This window comes from Priestia sp. YIM B13491, assembly GCF_042787605.1.
Lineage (GTDB): Bacteria > Bacillota > Bacilli > Bacillales > Bacillaceae_H > Priestia > Priestia megaterium_E.
In genome coordinates, this window is the sequence record NZ_JBHZOR010000004.1 from 561,124 (window position 1) to 583,414 (window position 22,291).

General features: G+C 36.1%; 20 protein-coding genes. 19 read left to right on the forward strand and 1 reads right to left on the reverse strand.

Annotated features, from left to right (window positions below; all coding sequences use genetic code 11):
* Window positions 1–65 precede the first annotated feature (65 nt).
* The 5 genes from ACFX4E_RS17845 to ACFX4E_RS17865 all read left to right on the forward strand — a co-directional run bounded on the left by ACFX4E_RS17845 (window position 66) and on the right by ACFX4E_RS17865 (window position 4,673).
* On the forward strand, window positions 66–1,547 hold the full coding sequence (locus tag ACFX4E_RS17845) for an amino acid permease (protein ID WP_098658392.1): 1,482 nt from the start codon (window positions 66–68) through the stop codon (window positions 1,545–1,547).
* A gap of 239 nt (window positions 1,548–1,786) precedes the next feature.
* Window positions 1,787–2,533, forward strand: a complete 747-nt coding sequence (locus tag ACFX4E_RS17850; protein ID WP_377237942.1) for an MBL fold metallo-hydrolase — start codon at window positions 1,787–1,789, stop codon at window positions 2,531–2,533.
* A gap of 18 nt (window positions 2,534–2,551) precedes the next feature.
* Window positions 2,552–2,809, forward strand: a complete 258-nt coding sequence (locus ACFX4E_RS17855) for a SunI/YnzG family protein (protein WP_098578776.1) — start codon at window positions 2,552–2,554, stop codon at window positions 2,807–2,809.
* Between the two features lie 39 nt (window positions 2,810–2,848).
* Entirely contained in the window at window positions 2,849–3,310 is a 462-nt protein-coding gene (locus ACFX4E_RS17860) for a GNAT family N-acetyltransferase (protein ID WP_377237941.1), read from the forward strand.
* Window positions 3,311–3,500: 190 nt separating this feature from the next.
* Window positions 3,501–4,673 carry an iron-containing alcohol dehydrogenase gene (locus ACFX4E_RS17865; protein WP_335707899.1) on the forward strand — a complete coding sequence of 391 codons (1,173 nt, stop codon included), beginning with the start codon at window positions 3,501–3,503 and terminating at the stop codon, window positions 4,671–4,673.
* An 86-nt stretch (window positions 4,674–4,759) separates the two neighbouring features.
* On the opposite strand, the gene ACFX4E_RS17870 is transcribed toward ACFX4E_RS17865, so the two are convergent.
* The gene (locus ACFX4E_RS17870; protein ID WP_377237940.1) at window positions 4,760–6,496 is read right to left on the reverse strand and encodes a glycoside hydrolase family 13 protein; all 1,737 of its coding nucleotides are present in this window, start codon (window positions 6,494–6,496) and stop codon (window positions 4,760–4,762) included.
* A 207-nt stretch (window positions 6,497–6,703) separates the two neighbouring features.
* Here ACFX4E_RS17870 and ACFX4E_RS17875 point away from each other — a divergent pair, with 207 nt between their 5' ends.
* The 14 genes from ACFX4E_RS17875 (at window position 6,704) to ACFX4E_RS17940 (ending at window position 22,233) form a co-directional block, all read left to right on the forward strand.
* Window positions 6,704–7,963, forward strand: coding sequence for an extracellular solute-binding protein (locus tag ACFX4E_RS17875; RefSeq protein WP_081085232.1), 1,260 nt, complete (start codon window positions 6,704–6,706; stop codon window positions 7,961–7,963).
* An 18-nt stretch (window positions 7,964–7,981) separates the two neighbouring features.
* Window positions 7,982–9,304 carry a carbohydrate ABC transporter permease gene (locus ACFX4E_RS17880; protein ID WP_153012200.1) on the forward strand — a complete coding sequence of 441 codons (1,323 nt, stop codon included), beginning with the start codon at window positions 7,982–7,984 and terminating at the stop codon, window positions 9,302–9,304.
* A gap of 1 nt (window position 9,305) precedes the next feature.
* Window positions 9,306–10,148: a sugar ABC transporter permease gene (locus ACFX4E_RS17885; protein WP_060745624.1), complete on the forward strand. Its 843-nt coding sequence runs from the start codon at window positions 9,306–9,308 to the stop codon at window positions 10,146–10,148.
* A 70-nt stretch (window positions 10,149–10,218) separates the two neighbouring features.
* Window positions 10,219–11,373, forward strand: a complete 1,155-nt coding sequence (locus ACFX4E_RS17890; RefSeq protein ID WP_060745623.1) for an ROK family transcriptional regulator — start codon at window positions 10,219–10,221, stop codon at window positions 11,371–11,373.
* Window positions 11,374–11,469: 96 nt separating this feature from the next.
* Complete coding sequence (locus ACFX4E_RS17895) at window positions 11,470–12,807, forward strand: alpha/beta hydrolase (protein ID WP_377237939.1); 1,338 nt, start codon at window positions 11,470–11,472, stop codon at window positions 12,805–12,807.
* A gap of 159 nt (window positions 12,808–12,966) precedes the next feature.
* Entirely contained in the window at window positions 12,967–14,172 is a 1,206-nt protein-coding gene (locus tag ACFX4E_RS17900) for an MFS transporter (RefSeq protein WP_098578773.1), read from the forward strand.
* A gap of 143 nt (window positions 14,173–14,315) precedes the next feature.
* Window positions 14,316–15,164 carry a helix-turn-helix domain-containing protein gene (locus ACFX4E_RS17905; protein WP_377237938.1) on the forward strand — a complete coding sequence of 283 codons (849 nt, stop codon included), beginning with the start codon at window positions 14,316–14,318 and terminating at the stop codon, window positions 15,162–15,164.
* A 129-nt stretch (window positions 15,165–15,293) separates the two neighbouring features.
* On the forward strand, window positions 15,294–15,878 hold the full coding sequence (locus ACFX4E_RS17910) for an NAD(P)H-dependent oxidoreductase (protein ID WP_028408505.1): 585 nt from the start codon (window positions 15,294–15,296) through the stop codon (window positions 15,876–15,878).
* A gap of 311 nt (window positions 15,879–16,189) precedes the next feature.
* Complete coding sequence (locus ACFX4E_RS17915) at window positions 16,190–17,452, forward strand: ATP-grasp domain-containing protein (protein ID WP_028408504.1); 1,263 nt, start codon at window positions 16,190–16,192, stop codon at window positions 17,450–17,452.
* A gap of 15 nt (window positions 17,453–17,467) precedes the next feature.
* Window positions 17,468–18,028 carry a hypothetical protein gene (locus ACFX4E_RS17920; protein ID WP_060745619.1) on the forward strand — a complete coding sequence of 187 codons (561 nt, stop codon included), beginning with the start codon at window positions 17,468–17,470 and terminating at the stop codon, window positions 18,026–18,028.
* 32 nt (window positions 18,029–18,060) lie between these two features.
* A complete protein-coding gene (locus ACFX4E_RS17925; RefSeq protein WP_216141728.1) occupies window positions 18,061–19,005 on the forward strand; it encodes a DMT family transporter in 945 nt (314 codons plus the stop codon).
* 27 nt (window positions 19,006–19,032) lie between these two features.
* On the forward strand, window positions 19,033–20,268 hold the full coding sequence (locus ACFX4E_RS17930) for a DUF6421 family protein (protein ID WP_377237937.1): 1,236 nt from the start codon (window positions 19,033–19,035) through the stop codon (window positions 20,266–20,268).
* Window positions 20,269–20,283: 15 nt separating this feature from the next.
* Window positions 20,284–21,570 (forward strand): valine--pyruvate transaminase, encoded by a 1,287-nt coding sequence (locus ACFX4E_RS17935; RefSeq protein ID WP_377237936.1) that lies wholly within the window; start codon window positions 20,284–20,286, stop codon window positions 21,568–21,570.
* Window positions 21,571–21,774: 204 nt separating this feature from the next.
* Entirely contained in the window at window positions 21,775–22,233 is a 459-nt protein-coding gene (locus tag ACFX4E_RS17940; protein WP_025751889.1) for a cell wall hydrolase, read from the forward strand.
* Window positions 22,234–22,291 lie beyond the last annotated feature (58 nt).

A 22,291-nucleotide genomic window follows, 5' to 3' on the forward strand; every position in this document is an offset into this window, starting at 1 on the left:
TGGATATTCTTATACGCTTTACATTAAACATGTGCGCATAGTTCATTTATAAAGGTGGGATAAGTATGGAAGCGGTCGATATAAATCGTAATGAAGAAGAAAAGAAGCAGGACGATAAGCATATAAAACGCCATTTAAAAGCGCGTCATATGACCATGATTGCCATTGGAGGGTCAATCGGAACGGGCTTATTTCTAGCTACTGGATCATCCATCCAAACTGCTGGACCTGGAGGAGCGCTGATTGCTTACGGGGCTATTGGAATTATGGTTTACTTTCTCATGACTAGTCTTGGAGAAATGGCCACGTTTATGCCGGTATCAGGTTCTTTTTCAACGTACGCCAGTCATTATGTAGACCCAGCTCTCGGCTTTGCGCTCGGCTGGAACTACTGGTTTAACTGGGCTGTTACGCTCGCTGTAGAAATAGCTGCTTCTGCTATTATCATGAAGTTTTGGTTCCCTGATGTGCCAAGTATTATCTGGAGCGCTTTGTTTTTAGGCTTAATTTTTTTACTTAATTTCCTATCTGTAAAAAGCTATGGAGAATCTGAATATTGGTTTGCTCTCGTAAAAGTAGTAACCATCATTGTGTTTATCGGAGTGGGCCTTCTGACCATATTTGGCATTTTCGGCGGTGAATATATCGGTTTTAAAAACTTTACATTAGAAGAAGCGCCGGTCAACGGCGGATTTCTGTCCGTACTAAGCATTTTCTTTATCGCGGGATTTTCTTTTCAAGGTACAGAGCTAGTCGGCATTGCGGCGGGGGAAAGTGAAAACCCTCAAAAAAATATCCCAAAAGCCATTCGCCAAGTCTTTTGGCGCATTCTTCTATTTTATATTGCAGCCATTGCTGTAATTGGGCTTATCATTCCTTACACAAGTCCATCTCTTCTAGGAGGAGATGTGGATAACATTGCTGTTAGTCCATTTACGCTTGTTTTTGAAAAAGCAGGAATTGCTGCAGCTGCTTCAGTGATGAATGCTGTTATTCTTACGTCGGTTTTATCAGCCGGAACTTCTGGCTTATATGCTTCTACGCGAATGTTATGGTCCATGGCCAATGAAGGGCAAGCGCCTAAAGCGCTTCGAAAAATTAATCGTCGAGGAATTCCAGTAAACGCGCTTGTTTTAACCACTATCATTGGCGGTCTTGCCTTTTTAACATCAATTTTTGGCGATCAAATGTATATGTGGCTTTTAAACGCTTCAGGCATGAGCGGATTTATTGCGTGGATTGGTATTGCCGTCAGCCACTATCGTTTCCGAAAAGCATATGTTGCTTCAGGACGGGATATAAATGAACTGGCTTATAAAGCAAAATGGTTTCCTTTAGGCCCGGTTCTTGCATTTGGAATGTGTCTCGTCGTTATTTTAGGACAAAACTATCAAGCGGTACTTTCTGACAAAATTGATTGGTACGGCTTAACGGTCTCATACATCGGCCTGCCTCTCTTTTTAGCGACGTGGTGGGCATATAAAATAGCAAAGAAAACCAAGGTTGTACCTTTGCATGAGTGTATCCAAAGAGAAGATAAGAAATAAAAAAGCTATACGGCTAACAATAAGCAAAAAAAGGGGAACCTCGGACAACAAGGTTCACCTTTTTATTTATAAAGATCTATCATAGTAAGCTTTATTTTATAGATATTATAGCATAAAAAGTGATTTTTTTCCAGTATGGTTTTTATTTTGTTTATTGATAAAATTCAAGAATACCACTGCATGCTAAGCGATTGTGGAGGTTGAAAATCTTTTTACTTTAATAAGAAAAGGGGAGTGCAATGAGAATTTCTGCAGGTGTTGAAATGCTACAGTTGACCGCCAGAGCTTTTGACCAAGATATAATATTAAATCCTACGTTAGTTTGGAATAACGATGAAGCTGTTCTAATTGATACAGGAATGCCTGGGCAAACCGATCAACTGAAAGAGGCCTTGGGTGAATTGAATATATCTATTGAACAGCTAAAAGCAATTCTTCTAACACACCAAGATCTAGATCATATAGGATGTGCGACTGATATACGAAAAAAATCAAATGAAAATATCATCGTACATGCTCATGAATTTGATAAGCCGTATATTGAAGGGAAACTTCCGTTTATTAAAACGAATGCGAGTAGAATGAGTAACGAAGAACTAGCAGCTATACCTGACGAAATAAAATATTTATATAAAAATCCTCCAAAAGTTGAGGTAGATACAGTATTCAAAGAAGAGCAACTGCTTCCATACTGCGGAGGTATTGAAGTTATTTTCACTCCCGGACATACGCCTGGGCATGTTAGTTTTTATTTAAGAAAATCAAAAACACTGGTTGCTGGAGATGCTTTAGTATTTGCAAATGAACAACTAATGGGACCTGTTAAACAAACGACCTTAAATATGGACCAAGCAGTTCACTCACTGGAAAAATTCTTACACTACGACATTGAGCATGTTATTTGTTACCATGGAGGGTATTTTCAAGACTGTCCGAAAGAAGCAATTTTAAGGATAAAAGAACACTTTGCACAGGGAGAAAGTTAAGGGAAGGGGATGTGTAAAATGTTTACACCAACTATCAGTGTCCGAAAAATAAATGATAATCTCATTATAAAATGGCAGCTTTCACACTTTACGATTCCGTTAGAAGACATTCTTGAAGTAACGGAAGATGACACGTACGGAGGTAAAGAAGCAAGCGCCATTCGAATTGGCCCTCCGTACGGAACAACTGACCGTGTCTTTATAAAAACGACCAATAAAAACTATCTGTTATTTACCTCAAACGCACCGGCTATATTAAACGAAATAAATTCATAACGACCATTACTAAATACGAGATATATAGGAGAGAAAAAATTGAAGATTAGCCGTACTTTCGATGCTGATATAATTGCCAACCTTAATCAGTCTGTTCATCAACTGCATGTAGAATTATACCCCGAGCGCTTTCAAACATATGATTTTCAGAAGATACATGAATTTTTTAAGAACCTGATGAAAGACGATAGATTTATCTTTCTTTTAGGAGAAAACGAAGGTCAGCATGTGGGATTCGCTTGGCTGGAAATAAAGCAGTATTCAGAGACAGTGTTTAAAAAGACTTACAAGTCAATTTATGTTCATCAAATAAACATCGCAGAACCCTACAAAAACAAAGGGTTTGGTTCGAGTTTGATGAAAGAAATTTATAGCATTGCTCGTGAAAAAGAGATCACTACAATTGAGTTAGATTACTGGAGTGACAATACGATTGCCGAGAGCTTTTACGAAAAAGAAGGATTTGTTACGTATAGAAAAATGGCTTATAAAGAACTTTAAAGAGAGCATTTACTTGCTCTCTTTTTTATATCTAAGAAGCCATTTTCTTCATTTTAATTACTCAATAAAATAAAGTACGCGATTTGAGAACTTAACTCTTGAAAAATTTTTGTTTTACATTTATACTTACATTCTTGTTCGCGTAATGCGACAACTCACTTTATATTCAACTAGGAGGTATACAGATAGTATGGAAAATTTCATTTATCATAATCCCACAAAATTAATCTTCGGAAAAGATCAGCTTCAAGCATTATCAGAAGAGCTCCCGAAATACGGAAAAAATATTTTGCTTGTTTACGGCGGAGGAAGCATTAAGAAAAACGGTTTATACGATCAAGTTCTTACGCTGTTAAAAGAGTTAAACGTAAATATACATGAGTTAGCGGGCGTAGAGCCAAATCCTCGACTATCTACGGTACGAAAAGGAATTGAAATTTGCCGAAATGAAAACATTGACTTCATGTTAGCAGTCGGCGGTGGAAGCGTGATTGACTGCACAAAAGCAATCGCTGCCGGAGCTGAGTATGAAGGAGACGTTTGGGATATTATTAACAAAAAAGTAACGGCTACAAAAGCACTGCCGTTTGGAACAGTATTAACATTGGCAGCAACAGGTTCTGAAATGAATCCTGATTCTGTTATTACGAATTGGGAAACAAATGAAAAATACGTTTGGGGAAGTGCCGTTACGCATCCTATATTTTCGATATTAGATCCTGTAAACACGATGTCTGTTCCTAGAGATCAAACTATCTACGGCATGGTAGACATGATGAGCCATGTGTTCGAACAATATTTCCATAACGTGAAAAACACGCCTTTACAAGATCGTATGTGCTATTCTGTATTACAAACAGTAATTGAAACAGCACCGAAATTACTAGAAGATCTGCAAAGCTACGAGCACCGCGAAACGATTTTATATTCCGGAACAATCGCATTAAATGGAACACTTCAAATGGGCTACTTTGGCGATTGGGCTTCACATACAATTGAACACGCAGTATCAGCGGTATATGATATCCCTCATGCGGGTGGTTTAGCAATCTTATTCCCAAATTGGATGCGATACGTTGTAGATCAAGATGTAACGCGTATGAAGCGTGTAATGACAAGCATGTTTGATATTGATACTGCAGGTAAAAGCGACAAAGACATTGCATTAGAAGGAATCGATAAGCTGAGCGCTTTTTGGTCGAGTCTTGGTGCACCTTCTCGCTTAGCTGATTACGATATCGGAGAAGAGCGACTAGACGAAATTGCTGGAATTGCTGCTCGTGAAATGGAGCACGGAGGTTTCGGTAACTTTAAGAAACTAAATAAAGATGATATTTTAGCTATTTTAAAAGCATCACTATAAAGTTCAAACAAAAAAGAGCAGACTCTCGTCTGTTCTTTTTTAGCTTGCTAAGAACTCAGAAAGCTTCTCACTAATTCTTTTAATTTCTATTTAAAGTTCTTCAGTAAAATAGCAAAGTCATGACCTTTGAGAGATAGATGTTTAGATACGTATTGATTTGTCCATATGTCTAGAGCGTGGTTAAAGTTATCTGGAAGTTGAATTTCTTTTTTAACATTTGAACGGTTAATAATGAACATCAGTTCTTCAGATTCCGCAGTTTTTGTGTAAGATAATACATCCTTAGCTAAATTCTTAAAAGCAAACTCTCCATAGCTTCTAAAAGATGCATATTTTTTACGCAGTGAAAGTAGCTTCTTTACAAAAAAGAATAAATCAAGATCTTGCTTTGTACTATCCCATTCCATGCATTTACGGCATCCAGGATCGTCTCCTCCGGTTAAACCAATTTCATCTCCGTAGTAGATACACGGCGTGCCTGTAAACGAAAATTGAAATACATACAGCAGTTTGAGCCTTTGGGTTTCACCTTGGCACATTGTTAAAACTCTCGGTGTATCATGGCTTCCAAGAAGGTTGAATGCGACTTCATTTACATGTTGAGGATAAGATTGCATAACTTTAGTTAATTCATTTTGAAATTTTTCAACTGTAGATATTTGTTTTGCAAAGAAATCCAAGGCAGCATTGGTAAAACGATAGTTCATGACTGCATCAAATTGATCTCCTTGAAGCCAAGGCATAGAATCATGCCAAATTTCTCCCAAGATGTAGACGTCTGGTTTAATCGATTTAACAGTTTTTCTAAATTCTCTCCAGAAATGATGATCTACTTCATTTGCAACGTCTAAACGCCATCCGTCAATATTAAATTCTTCAATCCAATATTTTGCGACATGCAGAAGGTAATTTTGCACTTCTTTGTTTTCTGTATTTAATTTAGGCATAATTGGTTCAAAACCGAAAGTACGGTAGTTCACTTTATTTTCTTCTTGCAAAGGGAATTTTTTTATATGAAACCAATCTTTATAAGTTGAATGTTCTTCCTTTTCTAAAACATCTTGAAATGGCTTAAAACCATAACCGCTATGATTAAAGACTGCATCAAGCATAACTTTAATCCCTTTTTTGTGACATTCTTCTACCAGTTTCTTGAATACACGTTTGTCACCGAAGTGAGAGTCAATTTTTAAATAGTCTGTAGTATCGTATTTATGATTAGTAGCTGCTTCAAATAGCGGTGTAAAATAAATACCTGTAATACCTAGGTCTACTAAATAATCTAGACGATTCACTACACCCTGTAAATCTCCTCCAAAAAAATTTGAAGCTGTGGGTGCTTCTCCCCATTTCTCTACATTATCTGGGTTAATAGAAGCATCTCCATTACTAAACCTCTCAGGGAATATTTGGTACCAGACGGTATCTTTTACCCAAGAAGGAGTAGTGAACACATCAATTTTATTTAAGAAGGGAAAACAAAAGTAGTAGTGACAATGATTTGGTATTTCGTCAAAAAAACCTCTTTCAGTATAAACAACTGCTTCAATGCTGTCTTTACATATAAATCCATAGCGTATTCGGTGATTATCTGGTTTTATTGAAATGTGCCAGTAATCAAATAAATCGTCAGATCCTGCCAAAAGCATAAGTTCTCTCTTATAAAGCCAACTATCGTCTTTCCATAAATAAGGATCTCCATAAATAAGGGTAACCTCGTTTAAATCTTCTTTTTTAGATCGCAAGCGAATATGTAAGGTGTCTTCATCGTATGCATATGCAAAATTGTCTTTAGGACGGTGTAAAATAGAAGTGTAGTTCACAAATAAATCCCCTTTTTTTAATTGATTAAAATAATTAATAAAATAATATTAGTTTTTTTATTTTTTGTTGTCAATGCTTATTTTTAAATATTTATTGTGTTGTAAGTGCTTGCAATTTTCATTTTTGAATTTATAATGATGAATTATAAGTTAATTGATTAAATAATTTAATTAATTGACAAAGAATAAATGAAAGGGGAGAAAAAAATGAAGTTTTTTAAAAAAAGCATTCTATTAGCTTCTACAATTGCTTTATTAACAGCATGTGGTATAGAAGAAAAATTAGATGCTAAAGAAAAAACTGAAGTAGAGAGAAAGCCAAAAAAACTAATTGTTTGGGAGGAGAAAGGAAAAGCACAAGCTTTAGTACCTGCTATAAAAAATTTCGAAAAGAAATATGGTATTCAAGTAGAATATAAGGAGCTAGAGTTATCCGCAGAAATTAAAGAAAAGATCAGGTTAGATGGACCTGCTGGAACAGGCCCAGATGTACTGAGCTTACCGCACGATCAGATTGGACAGTTAGCATTAGAAGGTCTAATTAAGCCAATTAAAGTAGACAAGAAAACTATTAATCAATTTACGAAACAAGCGATTGAGTCTCAGACTTATGATGGAAAGCTTTATGGACTTCCAAAAGCAATTGAAACGCCTGTTTTTCTTTATAATAAAAAGCTCATGAAAGAACCTCCAAAGACGATGGAAGAGCTCTATAAGATTTCAAAGCAGTTTAAAGGTCATAAACAATATGCTTTCCTAGCACCCTGGGATAACTTCTATTTTGCAAATGCCGTAATAGCAGGAATGGGAGGAGAAATATTTAAATCAAAAAATGGGCACGTAGATGCTTCTAAGGTTGAATTAAACAACAGCGGTGCGGTAAAAGGAGCTTCATACATAAAGAAGTGGTATCAGGAAGGGTTGTTTCCAAAAGGAATTATCGGCGAAAACGGTGGTTCGACGTTAGAAGGCTTATTTAGTGAAGGAAGGATTGCCTCTGTGATGAGCGGGCCATGGGCTTTTGACAGTTACAAACAAGCAGGAATTGATCTAGGTGTCTCAACGTTACCAACACTGCCAAATGGAAAACCCATGCAAACTTTTATTGGAGTAAAAGGATGGGAAGTCAATAGCTTTACAAAATACAGTAAATGGTCTACTAAGCTAGTCGAATATTTGACGAACTATGAAAATGCAAAGATTCGCTATCAAAAAACACAAGAGATTCCACCTGTTGTCTCACTTTTAAATGATCCTTTAATTCAAGAAAATGAAAAATCTAAAGCTATAGTTACACAAGCAAGTACAGGAAAAGTAATGCCAAATATTCCTGAGATGAATGAAGTATGGGGTCCGATGGTAACAGCGCTGCAGTTAATTGCTAACGGAAGGGAAAATCCAAAAACAGCGTTGAATGAAGCATCAGAAACAATACATGATCAAATTCAAGCAAACCATGGTAGTTAATAGAAGGGAGAGGACAGCATGAATGATACAAAGAAACAAGTGGAATATTCTACATCTTATTCAGGTCAAATTCATCCAAAGAAGCATCGTCGAATTGCTATGTATTTATCCTGTATTCCCGGTTTAGGTCAAATTTACAATAAGCAGCTATTAAAAGGCCTTTTTCTATTTATTTTAGCAGCCTCGTTTATTATAGCCTTTAAAGATTTATTAAATATCGGATTATGGGGGCTTGTGACTCTTGGAACAAAACCCTTTCGGGATCATTCTATTTTTCTTTTAGTAGAAGGGATCTTAGCAATAATCGTACTAGCTTTTGGAGCAGGAATATACGCTTATAACTTATATGATGCCTATCAAAACGGTAAAAAACGAGACGAGGGGATAACTGTTCATTCAGTGAAGGAACAGTACCAAAATTTAATTCAAAACGGCTTCCCTTATTTAATGTTATCACCTGGTTTTTTACTCCTTATTTTAGTAGTAGTATTTCCAATTATTTTTATGGTGCTATTAGCTTTTACGAACTATAATCTTTATCATTCTCCTCCGGCTCGTTTGGTTGATTGGAACGGAATCAGTAATTTTATTGATATTTTCAAGCTGGATATTTGGAGAGAAACCTTTATTTCGGTATTCTCGTGGACAGTTGTTTGGACTTTCATAGCAACAATTGGCCAAATTGCAATCGGAATGTTTTTAGCCATCGTAATTCATCAGAAAGAACTTAAGTTTAAACGCCTTTTTCGTACGATCTTAATTTTGCCCTGGGCTGTACCAGCTTTTATCACCATCCTCATTTTCAGCGGAATGTTTAATGAAACATTTGGAGCTATTAATAATGATATATTAGCATTCTTTGGTATAGCATCAATTCCGTGGATGAGCGATCCGTTCTGGGCTAAAGTAGCTTTAATTTTCATTCAATGGTGGATTGGATTTCCCTTTGTTTTTACAATGATTACTGGCGTTTTGCAATCAATTCCAGAAGAACTTTATGAAGCTGCAACGATTGATGGAGCTACGCTTTGGAATAAGTTTCGGCACATTACACTTCCAATCGTCCTTTTCACAACAGCGCCTATTATGATTACACAATTTACAAGTAATTTTAATAATTTTAATGTAATTTATCTATTTAATGGAGGAGGTCCGGCTGTATCCGGTCAAAATGCGGGGAGTACAGATATTTTAATTTCATGGATTTATAATTTGACCATGACCTCAGCGCAATACGGGAAAGCTGCAGCCATTACGTTGGTACTTTCCATGATTGTTATAGCTATAGCGTTATGGCAATTTAGGCGTACAAAATCTTTTAAAGAAGAGGACATGATGTGATATGAATATAAAGACACAGAGATTTCTTCGATTAACTTTTTCTTATATCGTACTGGCCCTTGCCAGTGCTATTGTAATTTTTCCAGTACTTTGGATTATCGGTTCATCCTTGAATCCGGGTAACAGTTTATCTAATTCATCCATGTTTCCGAAAAACGCAACTCTGTCTCATTATAAAGAACTGTTCAGTTTTAATGATAGCTATTACCTGCGCTGGTATTGGAATACGTTAAAAATTAGTACAGTAACGATGGTATTGTCGGTTATCATGGTGGGTTTAATGGCTTATTCATTTTCACGCTTTCAATTTGCGGGAAGAAAAAACAGCTTAATGCTATTTTTAATCTTACAAATGGTTCCACAATTTTCAGCCTTAATTGCTATCTATGTATTAGCCTATTTAAGCGGGCTGTTAGATACACATCTAGCGCTAATTTTGATTTATGTCGGCGGACTTTTACCAATGAATACGTGGCTTGCAAAAGGGTATTTTGATACGATTCCAAAAGAATTAGACGAATCTGCAAGAATGGATGGAGCAGGGAATTTTCGTATTTTTTATCAAATAGTGCTTCCTTTAGCAAAGCCTATATTGGCAGTAGTAGCGCTTTTTAGCTTTATTACTCCATTTACCGATTTTATTTTAGCTACTATCTTATTACGTTCTGAGGAAAAGTACACATTAGCTGTAGGATTGTACCGCATGATCAGCGGTCAATTCGGAAATTCATTTACCGAATTTGCAGCAGGCTCAGTTTTAATTGCTATCCCCATTAGCTTTTTATTTTTAGCTTTGCAAAAATATTTTGTGACCGGACTTACAGCTGGGGGAACAAAAGGGTAAGCAACGTTGATATGTACCTTTTAATTAAATGTTATAATGAAGGAAATAGAACGACAATAGGAGAGTTTACATGGTATTAAAAGGGCAAAATACGACAAGAACGAAGAAATTAAATCAATCTTTAGTTCTAAAACTACTGTTGCAAAATGGTCCAATTTCTAGGCAGCAAATTGCTGAAATTACCCATTTAACTCCTGCAACGATTACATATTTAACAGCAGAGTTAATTGAACGCGGGTTAATTGTAGAAAAAGGAGATCTTCAAACAAAGAGTCCTAGAGCCGGACGAAAGTCGGTAGCTCTAGATTTGAACGGAGATTCTTATTGGGTTCTTGGGATCCATACAAGTATGGAGCGTTTGAAAATGGGGCTTGTTAACTTAAAAGGAAGAATTACTGACTTACAAACAATACCTGTTCCTTCTAAGTTTAATGAAGAGGAGTTCTTAGCATTTACGGCAGAACGAATTAAATCGTATTTGCATGATCATTCAGAGATGGTTATAGAAGGAGTGGGCATAGGAGCTTTAGGTGTTGTGGATATTGAAAATGGAAAACTTTTAGGAAATCAGCGTTTGGGCTGGCCTGATGTTGAACTAGTATCCTACTTACAAAGAGAAATATCTTTACCTATCTATTTAGATAACAATGTAAGCGCAATGACACTGGCAGAAAAAATGTTTGGTAATGGCAAACAACTATCAGATTTTATGTGTATTTATTTAGGTCATCGAATAGGAGCTGGAATGGTTCTGAAAAATGAACTGTATCGCAGCGGTTTAACAGGGGGCGGAGAATTTGGCCATATGACCTATATACATCAAGGGAAACCGTGCTGGTGCGGAAATAAAGGTTGCTTGAATCAATACGCCTCAGAACAGGCTATTTTAGAAGAACTACAAGTTTCAACAGCTGATGAGGTTCTCCGGAAAGCTGTTGATCGTGATGAAGCTACGCTGGAAGTGATTGAAAAGGCATCTGAACAAATCGCTGTTGTATTATCTTCTTTTATCAATATGCTTCATTTGAAAAAAGTCGTTCTTTGCGGTACCTTATCAAATCCCATTTTACCAGTAAAGAATATTATCAATAAGGAAGTAAATCAGTGTTCTTTCCTAGCCCGAACTGATGCGATAGAAGTGGAATCTTCTAAGTTAGGAGAAAACATTGAAGTGATTGGGGCAGGAGGGCTAGCGTTATGGTATGGCCTTTATAATAAGAAATGAAACGTGTGGAGAAATTAATTCTCCATATACGTCTATATTAATTAATTAAATTAATTAATGAAACTATTCGTTATCAAAAAAAGGAGTAGAGAATAAATGACAGGACCTAACATCATTACGGTAAATGATTTTTATTCGACTTATTTAAATAATAAGCGAAATTTATATATTTATTTGCCTCCGAGCTACAAAAAAGAGAAAGAAAAGTATTATCCTGTGCTATATATGCATGATGGACAAAATATTTTCCACAAAGCTGCTATCAACGGGCAGTCATGGGAAATCCATCTTGAAGCAGAGCGCTTAATCAAGGAGGGGCATATCGAAGAAATTATTATCGTTGGAATATCAAATATGCATGAAGAAAGAGCAGAAGAGTACAGCTATCACACATTAGACATATCTGAACTGAATATCCCTCAGCCATTAGCTACAAAGACACCAAAAGGAGAATTTTATGAACAATTTGTGGTTGAAGAAGTAAAGCCATATATCGATTCTATTTTTCGAACTAAAAAAGAAGCGCGTCATACTGCCCTAATGGGATCTTCAAGAGGAGGGGCCGTTACTTATCATATGGGATTTAGAAGGCCGGATGTATTTGGAATGTTAGGAATCCTTTCACCTTATTTTTGTTATGTAGATCCAAAGTCTTTAAGCGTATTTCCTTTAGTTGAGTCTTACACAGATAAGAAAGAAATATATAAAGTATGGATGGACGTTGGAGAACAAGAAGGTCTACTAATCATGGTAGACCATGTAAAGCAAGTGGCGAAAAAATTAATAGCTGCGGGATACGAATATGGAAAAGAATTAGTTTATTATCAAGACCCTGACGCTTCTCACACAGAAGGGGATTGGGCTAAAAGAATAAGCTCACCTCTGATCTACTTCTTTGGAAATAAAGGCAAGTTGGAATCAATTGAGTTAACGGGAAGAAGCTCAGTAGGGTTAAATGAATCTAAATGCAGTCTTAATCTCATTAAATCATTTAGCAGCGGTTTCAAAATGAGTGAACTAAATGGTGCGTTTTCTGTTACGGATGAACGTATAGCAGAAGTAGAAAGCAACGGAAGAATTTCACCGAAAAAAGTTGGGAAAACAACTATTTCATTTGAAGAAAACAGTTTACGGTGCGAAAAAGAAATTGAAATAGTAGAATATATGCCGGATAAAATGGTGGCTTCTTTACAGGTTCGGTCCGTAGAGGATATTTCAGAAGCAACAACTATTTATGCGGGACTTCCTTTAAAAATGGTACAGCCAAACTTATATTATGGTACGTTCATTTTGCCTATAGACGTAAGTTTTTCATTTCAGATTCATACAGATACCGGGAAAGTAGAAGTATCTACTTGTGGTGAACCGCTTTCAAGAAACTTGCACGTAACCAAGCCAGTTGATTTGAGTTGGACTGTATCTAATTGGAAGTAAAAGAGGAATAAATAAGTGTTTAGGGATTTACTAACAGCAAATAAAAAAAGTCTCTTTTTAAAAAAGGGACTTTTTCTCAAATTTCAGTTAACAACTGAAGGAAAAGCTTTATAATTAAGTACAGAAAGAAAGCTTTAGAGAATGTAAGGGAGTGGGGAGATGAAAAAGTTTGCGCTAGCTTCATATGCGCTTTATTTGCTGGGCGGATTAGTCATTACAGCCGTAGGGTCCGTCTTACCGCAATTGTTAACGCATTATCATGTGTCCTATACAGTTGGCGGGCAGCTTGTATTATTAGGTTCTTTAGGATTTTTGATAGGAGTTCCGCTATCTTCTTTTCTATTAGGACGCTTCAGAGAAATGAATTTACTTACAGTTTCTGCACTAATGATAGCGTTATCACAAATAGGCATGCTTTTATTGCCGCCATTTGAGTGGATTATTGCATTCAATTTTTTAAACGGTATTGGTGTAGCCGCATTGGAAGTAGTTGTAGCTACTTTAATGATGGAAGTATTTATCGGTAGAAGAGCTATTGTTATGAGCTATTTAGAAGTATCATTTGGTCTAGGTGCGCTGTTGATGCCGTTAGTAGCTAGCTTATTGATTTCAGAGAACAGCTGGAGGTTTTCATTTTTTATAACGAGTGTACTAGCTTTACTAATGGTTGTGGTTTGTAAAATGATTCCTTTTAAAAAAGAGACTGTTCTAACTTCAGAAAGCGATGCTTCAGACGCCAACTCAGAACCTGCGCCTGTGCTTGCTAAAAATCAAAGATGGAAAATACTTGCTCTTTTTAGTGTGATGATTTTTATGTACGCTGGAGTAGAAAGCAGTATGAATAATTTTCTTTCGTCTATTTTTATCGCGTATCTAGATGTAATTCCGTCACAGGCTACTTTGAGCATAAGCGTTTTTTGGGTGGCTATGCTAATAGGACGAGTGGCTACTGGATGGATTATTCGAATTGTTACATACGAACGTTATCTTTTTGGCAGCATTGGAGGAACAATTGTGAGTTTAGTGCTGTTTATTGTGTTAAAAGAAGCAGTAGCAGGCTATATTTTATTAGGGTTTTTAGGGCTTGCAATGTCAGGTATCTATTCGATAACGATGGTATATGCTAACCATACGTTTACTGGATCTGCTCGTATTGTAACAAGTTTAATTACTGGTTTTTCAGGGCTTGGAGGAGCTGTTTTCCCTGCACTTATTGGCTTTACTATGGATGTAAGCGGAATTACCTCAGCACTTTGGTACATAACAGCTTTTGCATGTTTATATCTTCTGGCGCTTTGCATCATTTTTTTCGCTCAGCGTGATGCCAAACAAAAAGCTAATAATCATTTGCAGCCTATGAAATAAATGCTACGTCAAAAAAAGAAGTGAATTATAAGTTCACTTCTTTTTCTTTTTATTTTCTCTTTCGTTATAGTAAACAAAAAGGGTTCACATAAATTCAAACAAGAAAGTAAAAAATGGATATATCTATGAAAAAGGAGCGCAATATGAAAGAAGTGAAGTTTAACTCAAAGGACACCTTGAGTCAAAAACAAGAAAATGTTCAAATTATAAAAGCAGAAAACGTGCAGCCTCAACAAGCACGTGAAACGTTGGATAAACATTTGCTTCTTCTTCACCGTACCGCTAAGCCTGTTGCGATTCAAGAAACAGTAGCAGATAGCTTTCATGGAGGAGTAGCTTTTAGAAATGATATTAACTTTATTCCTGCTGGAGCTGACAGCACTTGCGAATGGAAAGAACCGCTATCTTTTTTGCGTGTTGAGTTAGATCCTCAAACCGTTAAAGAAATAGCTGATAAAGAAAACTTATCTTCTAGGCTTGATTTAAGCTATTACCTTAGAAATCAAGATTATAAAATGCAGCAGCTGCTTTTATGGCTTAGCGAAGAAGTCGAACAGGGGAATCCCCAAGGAAAACTGTACATTGACTCAGTTACAAATTTAATTATTTATCAGATTTTAAAACAGCATAACGATAGTCAGCCCAATTTCCTTGGTAAGAATCCGGGACTTGAGCATTTAAAAATAGCGATGGAATACATGCAAGACCACTATGCTGAATCAATTACATTAGATAAGTTAACTCGTTTGTCTAATTTAAGTCCCTCTCATTTCATTAACGGCTTTAAACAAACGCTAGGCGTAACGCCCCATCAATACTTGCTTAAGATTCGGATCGAAAGAGCAAAAGAAAAATTGCAAAGGTCTAGTTTGCCGCTTAGTGAAATTGCTTATGAATTAGGCTTTACAGATCAAAGCCATTTCTCAAGGCACTTTAAGAAAATAACCGGAATGTCCCCGCTTAAGTGGAAACAAAATTTTGTACAAAAATAACCGAATTTTGTACAAGAAAACGACTTGAATATCTCCTAAAATAAACGTGTAAAGGAATTTAAGAGGAGATGTTTAAGTGAAAATCATCTCCGTACTATAAAGATCATACACAGTATAGGAGAGATCATAATGAAAGTATTAGTAAATATATTTCACCCTAATTTAGCAGAATCTAACGTTAATAAAGCGTGGATGAAGCGATTAGAGAAGGAAGATGTCACAGTTAATAATATCTATGAGCGCTATCCAAATTGGGAAATTGATGTAGAAAAAGAACAAGAGCTTTTATTAAAGCATGACCGCATCGTTTTTCAATTTCCTTTTTACTGGTATAGTACACCTCCGTTAATGAAGAAATGGTTGGACGATGTGTTAACTTTCGGCTGGGCCTACGGTACGAATGGTACTCAACTGCACGGAAAAGAATTTGTGTTGGCAATTTCAGTGGGGGGTCCGCAAAAGTCATACAGAGCAGGAGGTTATAATAACTATACGATCAGTGAGTTAACAAAACCGCTGCAACAAACGGCTAACTTAACGGGCATGAAGTTTCTTACTCACTTTGTTCAATACAATTCGGTTGTAGCTACCGAAAAAGAGATTAGTGAAAGTGCGGAAGGCTTAGTTCAGCATATAAAGGATCCCGCATTAAACCCCGACGTTGCATTAAAAAGAATACTAAATGAGATGGCTGAAAAAGATGTAACTTTATAAATGGTTAATATCTATTTTAATAAAAAATAAAAAAAGAAAGGTTGAATCTATGTCGACCTTTCTTTTTTTTAGAAAAATTCTCATTAAATTTTTTCTAACAATATCTTTATAATCAAATAGCAAAATTCGTGCTTTTAGTTTCGCTTTGGTATTAACCCTATAAACCATTCTTTTCTTTACTTTTTACTAATATATTAAATATTCTATATATTCCTAATGTTATATAAAATTAAATTGACAAATATATGAAGCGGTCATTAGAATTTAGTCATCGAACAGTGAAGAGCTGTTTAAAAGTAGGGGGGAAGTAAATGCCGTTACAAAATAAGCATCTAGCAGTTGTGTTACAAAATACATATTTACCGTTTATTTTTGAAGAAGCAGAAGCTCTCGGAATTAACGTGACGTTTTTTTATAACCAAGAAGAAGTAGAACCTAAGCATCTTAAAAACGTACAAAATTTCATACCTATCGATTTATTTCACACCCCAGACAAAGCTCTTGAGATTATTAAAGCAGAGCATCATAAAAATCCTTTTGACGGCATTATGACATTATATGAGCCTGCATTAGAGTTTGTATCTCAGCTGACAGAAGAGTTAAACTTACCGGGCTTATCACCGTTTGTGATTAGTAACTGTCGCAACAAACAGAAGATGAGAGAGGTTTTAAAAGATAATGATCTTAACACTCCGTATTTTAAAGAGGTTGAAAATACGGAGGAATTAAAGAATCTTTCACTGCCTTATCCTGTCGTAGTAAAACCTTCTAACGGATTTTCCAGTCAAGGTGTATCACGAGCGAATAATAAAAAAGAACTAATTGACAGCGTAGAAAAAGTGAGACGTGTAAATGAAGAAGACCTAAGTAAATTCACAAAAAATAAAACGGGCATGGTAATTGAACAATTTATAGACGGACCAGAGTTTGCTATTGAGACGTTTTCTGTAGAAGGAGAAGTTTATGTACTTTCTATAGGTTATAAAGGAAATTCCAAAGGACCTTTCTTTGAAGAAGGTGTTTATATAGCTCCAGCTCAGCTAGAAGAAAACGTTTGGCAATCTATTGCACAAGAAGCAGCTAGAGCAGCAAATGCTTTAGGAATTGAGAATGGCCCGGCTCATATTGAATTACGCCTAGACCCAGCAGGAAAACCTTATGTAATTGAAATAGGAGCGCGCATTGGAGGATCTGGGATTTCTCATTATATCGTAAAGGAAAGTACAGGCATTAACTATATGGAGCTAGTTTTTTACTATGTATTAGGAGAAAAACCTTCTGTATTAAAAAATGAAAAAAAACGAAAGAAAGTGGTGGGCAACTACATTATCCCTGTGCAAGGTCATGGGATTTTCAAAGAAATTCGAGGCTTAGAAGACGTGCGTAGAGATACTGAAGTAAAAAGGGTTATTCAATTTATAACTAAAGGGACAGACATTTTACCATATCCGCACTTTTCAGGGTACCCTGGATTTATTTTAACCACTCATGACTCTTATTCCGACTGTGAGCAGTATTACAGCTATTTAGATAACAAAGTAAAAATCGTTTATAAAAATAAAGTAAACGCATAGGGGGTATCAAAGGCTATGATAGTTGCAGAGTCGTCTAGTAAGAAAAATAAGCAGCTTCAAAAAATTAGCATTATCCATACCTTAGGGCCTGAAGGAACAAATTGTGAAAAAGCAGGCTATCTGTGGTTTGAACGCCAAAGCATACAAGGTCAGGTCTTTTTGCACCAAACGTTGGAAGAAGCTTTAGTTCATGTGAAAGAAACAGAGAGTTCTGCTCTTCTAGGCTGCGCTGTATATCCTTACTTACATGATATTGTGTTCAAAAATTTAACTAGTTTAGAGCTAGTAGATAGCTTTATTATGCCAACGTATAACATGGTGCTTGCCTCAAAAGAAGAGGTGATAACAAACAACAACCTGTTAATTGCTTCACATCCTGCCCCTGTTAATTTAGCTCATTCCATCAGTCCTAATGTTCAGTTAGTAAATAGTAATGCTCAAGCGGCGATTGATTGCTTAGAAGGAAAGGTAGACGCATGTATTACAACAAGTAAAGCCGCTAACGAGCAGGGGTTAACAGTTGTAAAAGATTTTGGAGAAGTGCCGATGTGTTTTACGCTCCACGGAAGAAAATAGGCACAACTTAAAAAAAGAAATAAGGTGAAACAGTGATTTCTAAATTAACCCGTATTCATGTCCATCTTTTGTTTTGTCTATTAGCTGTCATCGGGGGAACGACATGGGCTTTTCAAAAGACTGGATTAAAAGATAGCTTGCCTCTATGGTCAGCAGGTATGAGGTTTTTAATTGCTAGTTTAATAATTGCCCTCTACCTCTTACTCACAAAAAAAATGGCCATTTCAAAAGAAGTAGTAATCATTTCAGCATTAAACGGAATTTTGTATTTTGCTCTACCGTTTGGTTCTGTTTATTGGGCATCCGTCTATTTGCCAAGCGGGCTTGTTTCCGTTTTAGCTGCCAGCATTTCAGTGTTTGCTCTTTTATTTAATCGCTTATTCAAAGGAACACCAGCTACAAAAGGACAAAAGCTAGGTGTAGTCATGTGCTTAATTGGTATGAGCGTTGTATTTGGAAATCAGCTGTTTATACAGGGAAATGTGATTCAAATAGTAGCCATGATCGTCATTTTAATGGCTATGCTAGGTTCTGCTTTTATAACTGTTCAAGTTCAATCTCGCATAAAATCCTTGCCTATTATGACCTTTAATTCTTTTTCGATGTTAAGTGGAGGCGCTTGTTTACTGATTGTTAGTTTATTTGTGGAAAATGGAAATCGCACTTTCTCGGGGATTAGCCTTATCTCATTATTATACTTGGCCATTATAGGGTCGGTCGTAGGGTTTTCTATTAATATTTATTTATTAAAAAAATGGCATATATCAAAAGCAACAGCGCATTTATTTATTTCACCGGTTATCGCCTTATATGTAGGATTTGTCTTTTTAGGTGAAACATTAAACAAACAGGTCTATATAGGTACAGCGTTTGTAATAGCAGGGGTTATATTTATTAACTTGAAAAAGCAAATAGAGAACAACACAAATAACTCTACTCTTACATCATCTAAATCTAAAAATATTTCTGCTAAGTAGCTGTTCTAAAAAAGGAGTGTTTTAATCATGTTAACAAAAAATCATACTCAAAGTTTAGTGGAGTTATTAAACGATAAAATAGTACCTGCTCTATATGAGATAAGAAAATATCAGGGCCCAAATGGAGAGGTCAAAAGAAATTACGAAAAAGCTAGAGAGCTCTTATTAAAAGTAGTTGCTGAAACTGAAACAATATATAACTCTTTAAATTTACCTGAAGTGTGGAATGCATTAAAAAATGACGTATGTGATTGGATTAAAAGAGGACTCGATCAAGCTCCTTATTTTGATCAAACGTTAATTGCTTATAGCCCGCCTGCAAACGGGGAGGCGACGTTCTTTTTAGGACCGATTGTAACGCCTAATGGCCCTACAAAAAGAGGATTTTATTTAGAAGCCTTTATCGCTGTTCGCGATGAACCTGAAATCATGAAATCCATCGAAGCAGACCTTCCTCATCCTAAAAATGGATGTGAATCTTTAAAGCTGTTGGCTGGTACTCAAGGATTTATGGAAGGGAAGTGTATTGTGTTTTTCCCTGAGAATGTAAAAACAAAAGAAAAGGTAACAAGTCAAAACTTCGCGATATTTTTCTTTAATAAATTTCACAGCATATACAATGAGGATACATTAAAAAGAGCGTCTTCTATCTTTCCTGATTTCAACTTTAAATCTCATACTATGAATAGAGAAGACACTTATCAGGCAAGGGTAATATGGGGATATTTGCATGATTATTACCATCACTGCGGAAACAAACCTTTTGACCAACATATACAGGCGAAAATGAATTTTTTTGCAGGCATACTAGAAGAGGTTAAAGTAGATTGCCAGACGGTGCTGACTCTTCATAAAAGAAAATATCCTTTTTGGGAAGAGATAACGGAATTTGTTCTCTTTGAACGACTTTTAAGATACCCTAGTCAGCATAATGCACCTCGAAACTTTGATTCTGGAACAGGTTTTTTTCTTTTTAGCTGGCTAGTTGCAAACGGGCGTTCAATATCCCGAAAAGGAGACCATGCTTACTTAGATTTAGACATATGCTTAAAAGAACTGGATCTTTTAGTAAAAGAAATTGAAGAACTTGAAACGATTCAAAGTGACCTTGACTATAAAGAAGAAGCTGAACATTATGTTCGAAAATACTTATTACCTAGTGAGAACGATGATAAATTTATTATCCCGGACAATTACTTTATTAATCAGCAAAATAAAAAGATTGAAGTTCCATACTTACTATTCAATGACCATAATCTTTAAGGAGAAGGTGCACTAGTGACTGCTTTGCATTTAAGTAAAATAGGAAACAAAATGACTAATAAAGTAGGCGTTCGCGCTATTATGCATGACATCCAAGAAGTGCTCAATTCCAATCTCAATCAATATATGAATTTAAGCGCTGGCAACCCCGCCATCCTCCCTCAAGTTTATGAAATGTGGGAAGAAGCTTTAAGAGATATTGTGAACGACAAACAATTAAAAAATTTGATTAGCCAATATGGTTCTAGTTACGGTACGCATGAATTAATTGATTGCATAAGAGAATACTTCTTTACGAATTATCGTATTAAACTGGACAGAGAACAAGTCTTGATCACGTCGGGAAGTCAAAATCTCTTTTTTTTAGCTTTAAATTCGTTTTGCGGTACAAGTAAAGAAGGAAGAGTAAAAAAAGCATTAATACCTATGCTGCCAGATTACGCTGGGTATAGTGGAGTCGCGCTCGAGGAAGGTGTAATAGAAGGAATTCCTCCTATCCTTTCAAAGCTTGATCGTCATACGTTTCGCTATGAATTTAACAAACAAGCATTTAAAGATAAAATAGCTCAGGACCCAGACATCGGAGCTGTTGTATTATCAAGACCTAATAACCCAAGCGGCAACATCCTTTCCGAAGAAGCCGTACAGCTTATATCCCAAGTTTGCAAGGACTATCACATTCCATTGCTAATTGATTCAGCTTACGCACCGCCTTTTCCTGCTATTAATTTTATTGAAATGGATCCAATCATACAGGATAATATCATTCACTGCATGAGTCTTTCTAAAGCCGGATTGCCTGGAGAGAGAATAGGAATTGCTATAGGAAAAAGTGAGTTCATAAAAGTAATGGAAGCATTTCAATCAAATATTTTGATTCACTCTTCTAGGTTAGGTCAGCGAATGGTGGCTAGCACCTTAAAGGGCGGGCAGTTAGCCGGAATTTCAGCTGACTATATAAGAACTCATTATAAACAAAAACATGACTATTTAAAAAATCTTTTAACTACACGTATGCCGGATAATATTCCTTGGTATTTGCACAAAGCGGAAGGTTCGTTATTTGGCTGGCTTTGGTTAGAAGGTTTGCCTTTCAGTGATAGCGATCTATACAATAGATTAAAAGCAGAAAACTTGATTGTAGTACCAGGCGGCTCATTCTTTCACGGCAGCCAATCTTCTTCTCACAACCGGGAGTGCATTCGTATAAGTCTTACTGCTACAGATGAGGAGTTAAAGAAAGGAATTGATATTCTTTCTTCAGTAGTTAAGGAAATATACAGTTCAAACTTTATATTTTAAACAGAAAAAATAGAATTTCTTTAAGATTTAGAAGTGCAACTCATACGTAATCATAAAGGATTCTTTATAAGCTAAAGATTGTTTAAAGAAGACAATAACATCCAATTTCTTTTGGAATTGGATAATTTTTTGCAATGAAAGACTCCTATATTTCTGCTAGCATATGAACCACGTCAAGAAATAGCAAGGAGGCTTTTTATTTTTATGATAAAGAAACTAGTAATCGCTATAGCGATGCTTATCCCAAGTTTTGGTGCAGGTTACTCAGCATTTGCTGCAGCGCCCGCTCATGAACAGCACGTTCAAGTAAATAAAAATGATAAAGAATTATTAGCTCGTCTCGTATCAGCCGAAGCCAAAGGAGAGCCTTATGCAGGTAAAGTAGCCGTGGCAACAGTTGTATTAAATAGAGTCGACAGCAGCAAATTCCCGGACACTGTAAAAGGCGTTATTTATCAAAAAGGTCAGTACAGTCCGGTCAGCAACGGTCAAATTAATAAACCTGCAGACAAAGATTCAAAAAAGGCTGTAGAAGAAGCAATTAACTTCCAAGGTCAAGGAAAAGGTTCATTATTCTTCTTTAATCCTGATAAAACGGGAGATCAATGGCTGCGCCAAAAACAAGAAACAATTAAAATAGGAAATCATGTATTTGCAAAATAATAAAAAAGCTAATGGCTAGCTGCGCGCTGCTATTAGCTTTTTTAGTTATGTACATAAA

Bases quoted from the DNA above. Each gene is read 5' to 3' on its own strand.
- ACFX4E_RS17845 (WP_098658392.1), top strand. From the start codon at position 66: ATGGAAGCGGTCGATATAAATCGTAATGAAGAAGAAAAGAAGCAGGAC.
- ACFX4E_RS17850 (WP_377237942.1), top strand. From the start codon at position 1,787: ATGAGAATTTCTGCAGGTGTTGAAATGCTACAGTTGACCGCCAGAGCT.
- ACFX4E_RS17855 (WP_098578776.1), top strand. From the start codon at position 2,552: ATGTTTACACCAACTATCAGTGTCCGAAAAATAAATGATAATCTCATT.
- ACFX4E_RS17865 (WP_335707899.1), top strand. From the start codon at position 3,501: ATGGAAAATTTCATTTATCATAATCCCACAAAATTAATCTTCGGAAAA.
- ACFX4E_RS17875 (WP_081085232.1), top strand. From the start codon at position 6,704: ATGAAGTTTTTTAAAAAAAGCATTCTATTAGCTTCTACAATTGCTTTA.
- ACFX4E_RS17880 (WP_153012200.1), top strand. From the start codon at position 7,982: ATGAATGATACAAAGAAACAAGTGGAATATTCTACATCTTATTCAGGT.
- ACFX4E_RS17885 (WP_060745624.1), top strand. From the start codon at position 9,306: ATGAATATAAAGACACAGAGATTTCTTCGATTAACTTTTTCTTATATC.
- ACFX4E_RS17890 (WP_060745623.1), top strand. From the start codon at position 10,219: ATGGTATTAAAAGGGCAAAATACGACAAGAACGAAGAAATTAAATCAA.
- ACFX4E_RS17895 (WP_377237939.1), top strand. From the start codon at position 11,470: ATGACAGGACCTAACATCATTACGGTAAATGATTTTTATTCGACTTAT.
- ACFX4E_RS17900 (WP_098578773.1), top strand. From the start codon at position 12,967: ATGAAAAAGTTTGCGCTAGCTTCATATGCGCTTTATTTGCTGGGCGGA.
- ACFX4E_RS17905 (WP_377237938.1), top strand. From the start codon at position 14,316: ATGAAAGAAGTGAAGTTTAACTCAAAGGACACCTTGAGTCAAAAACAA.
- ACFX4E_RS17910 (WP_028408505.1), top strand. From the start codon at position 15,294: ATGAAAGTATTAGTAAATATATTTCACCCTAATTTAGCAGAATCTAAC.
- ACFX4E_RS17915 (WP_028408504.1), top strand. From the start codon at position 16,190: ATGCCGTTACAAAATAAGCATCTAGCAGTTGTGTTACAAAATACATAT.
- ACFX4E_RS17920 (WP_060745619.1), top strand. From the start codon at position 17,468: ATGATAGTTGCAGAGTCGTCTAGTAAGAAAAATAAGCAGCTTCAAAAA.
- ACFX4E_RS17930 (WP_377237937.1), top strand. From the start codon at position 19,033: ATGTTAACAAAAAATCATACTCAAAGTTTAGTGGAGTTATTAAACGAT.
- ACFX4E_RS17940 (WP_025751889.1), top strand. From the start codon at position 21,775: ATGATAAAGAAACTAGTAATCGCTATAGCGATGCTTATCCCAAGTTTT.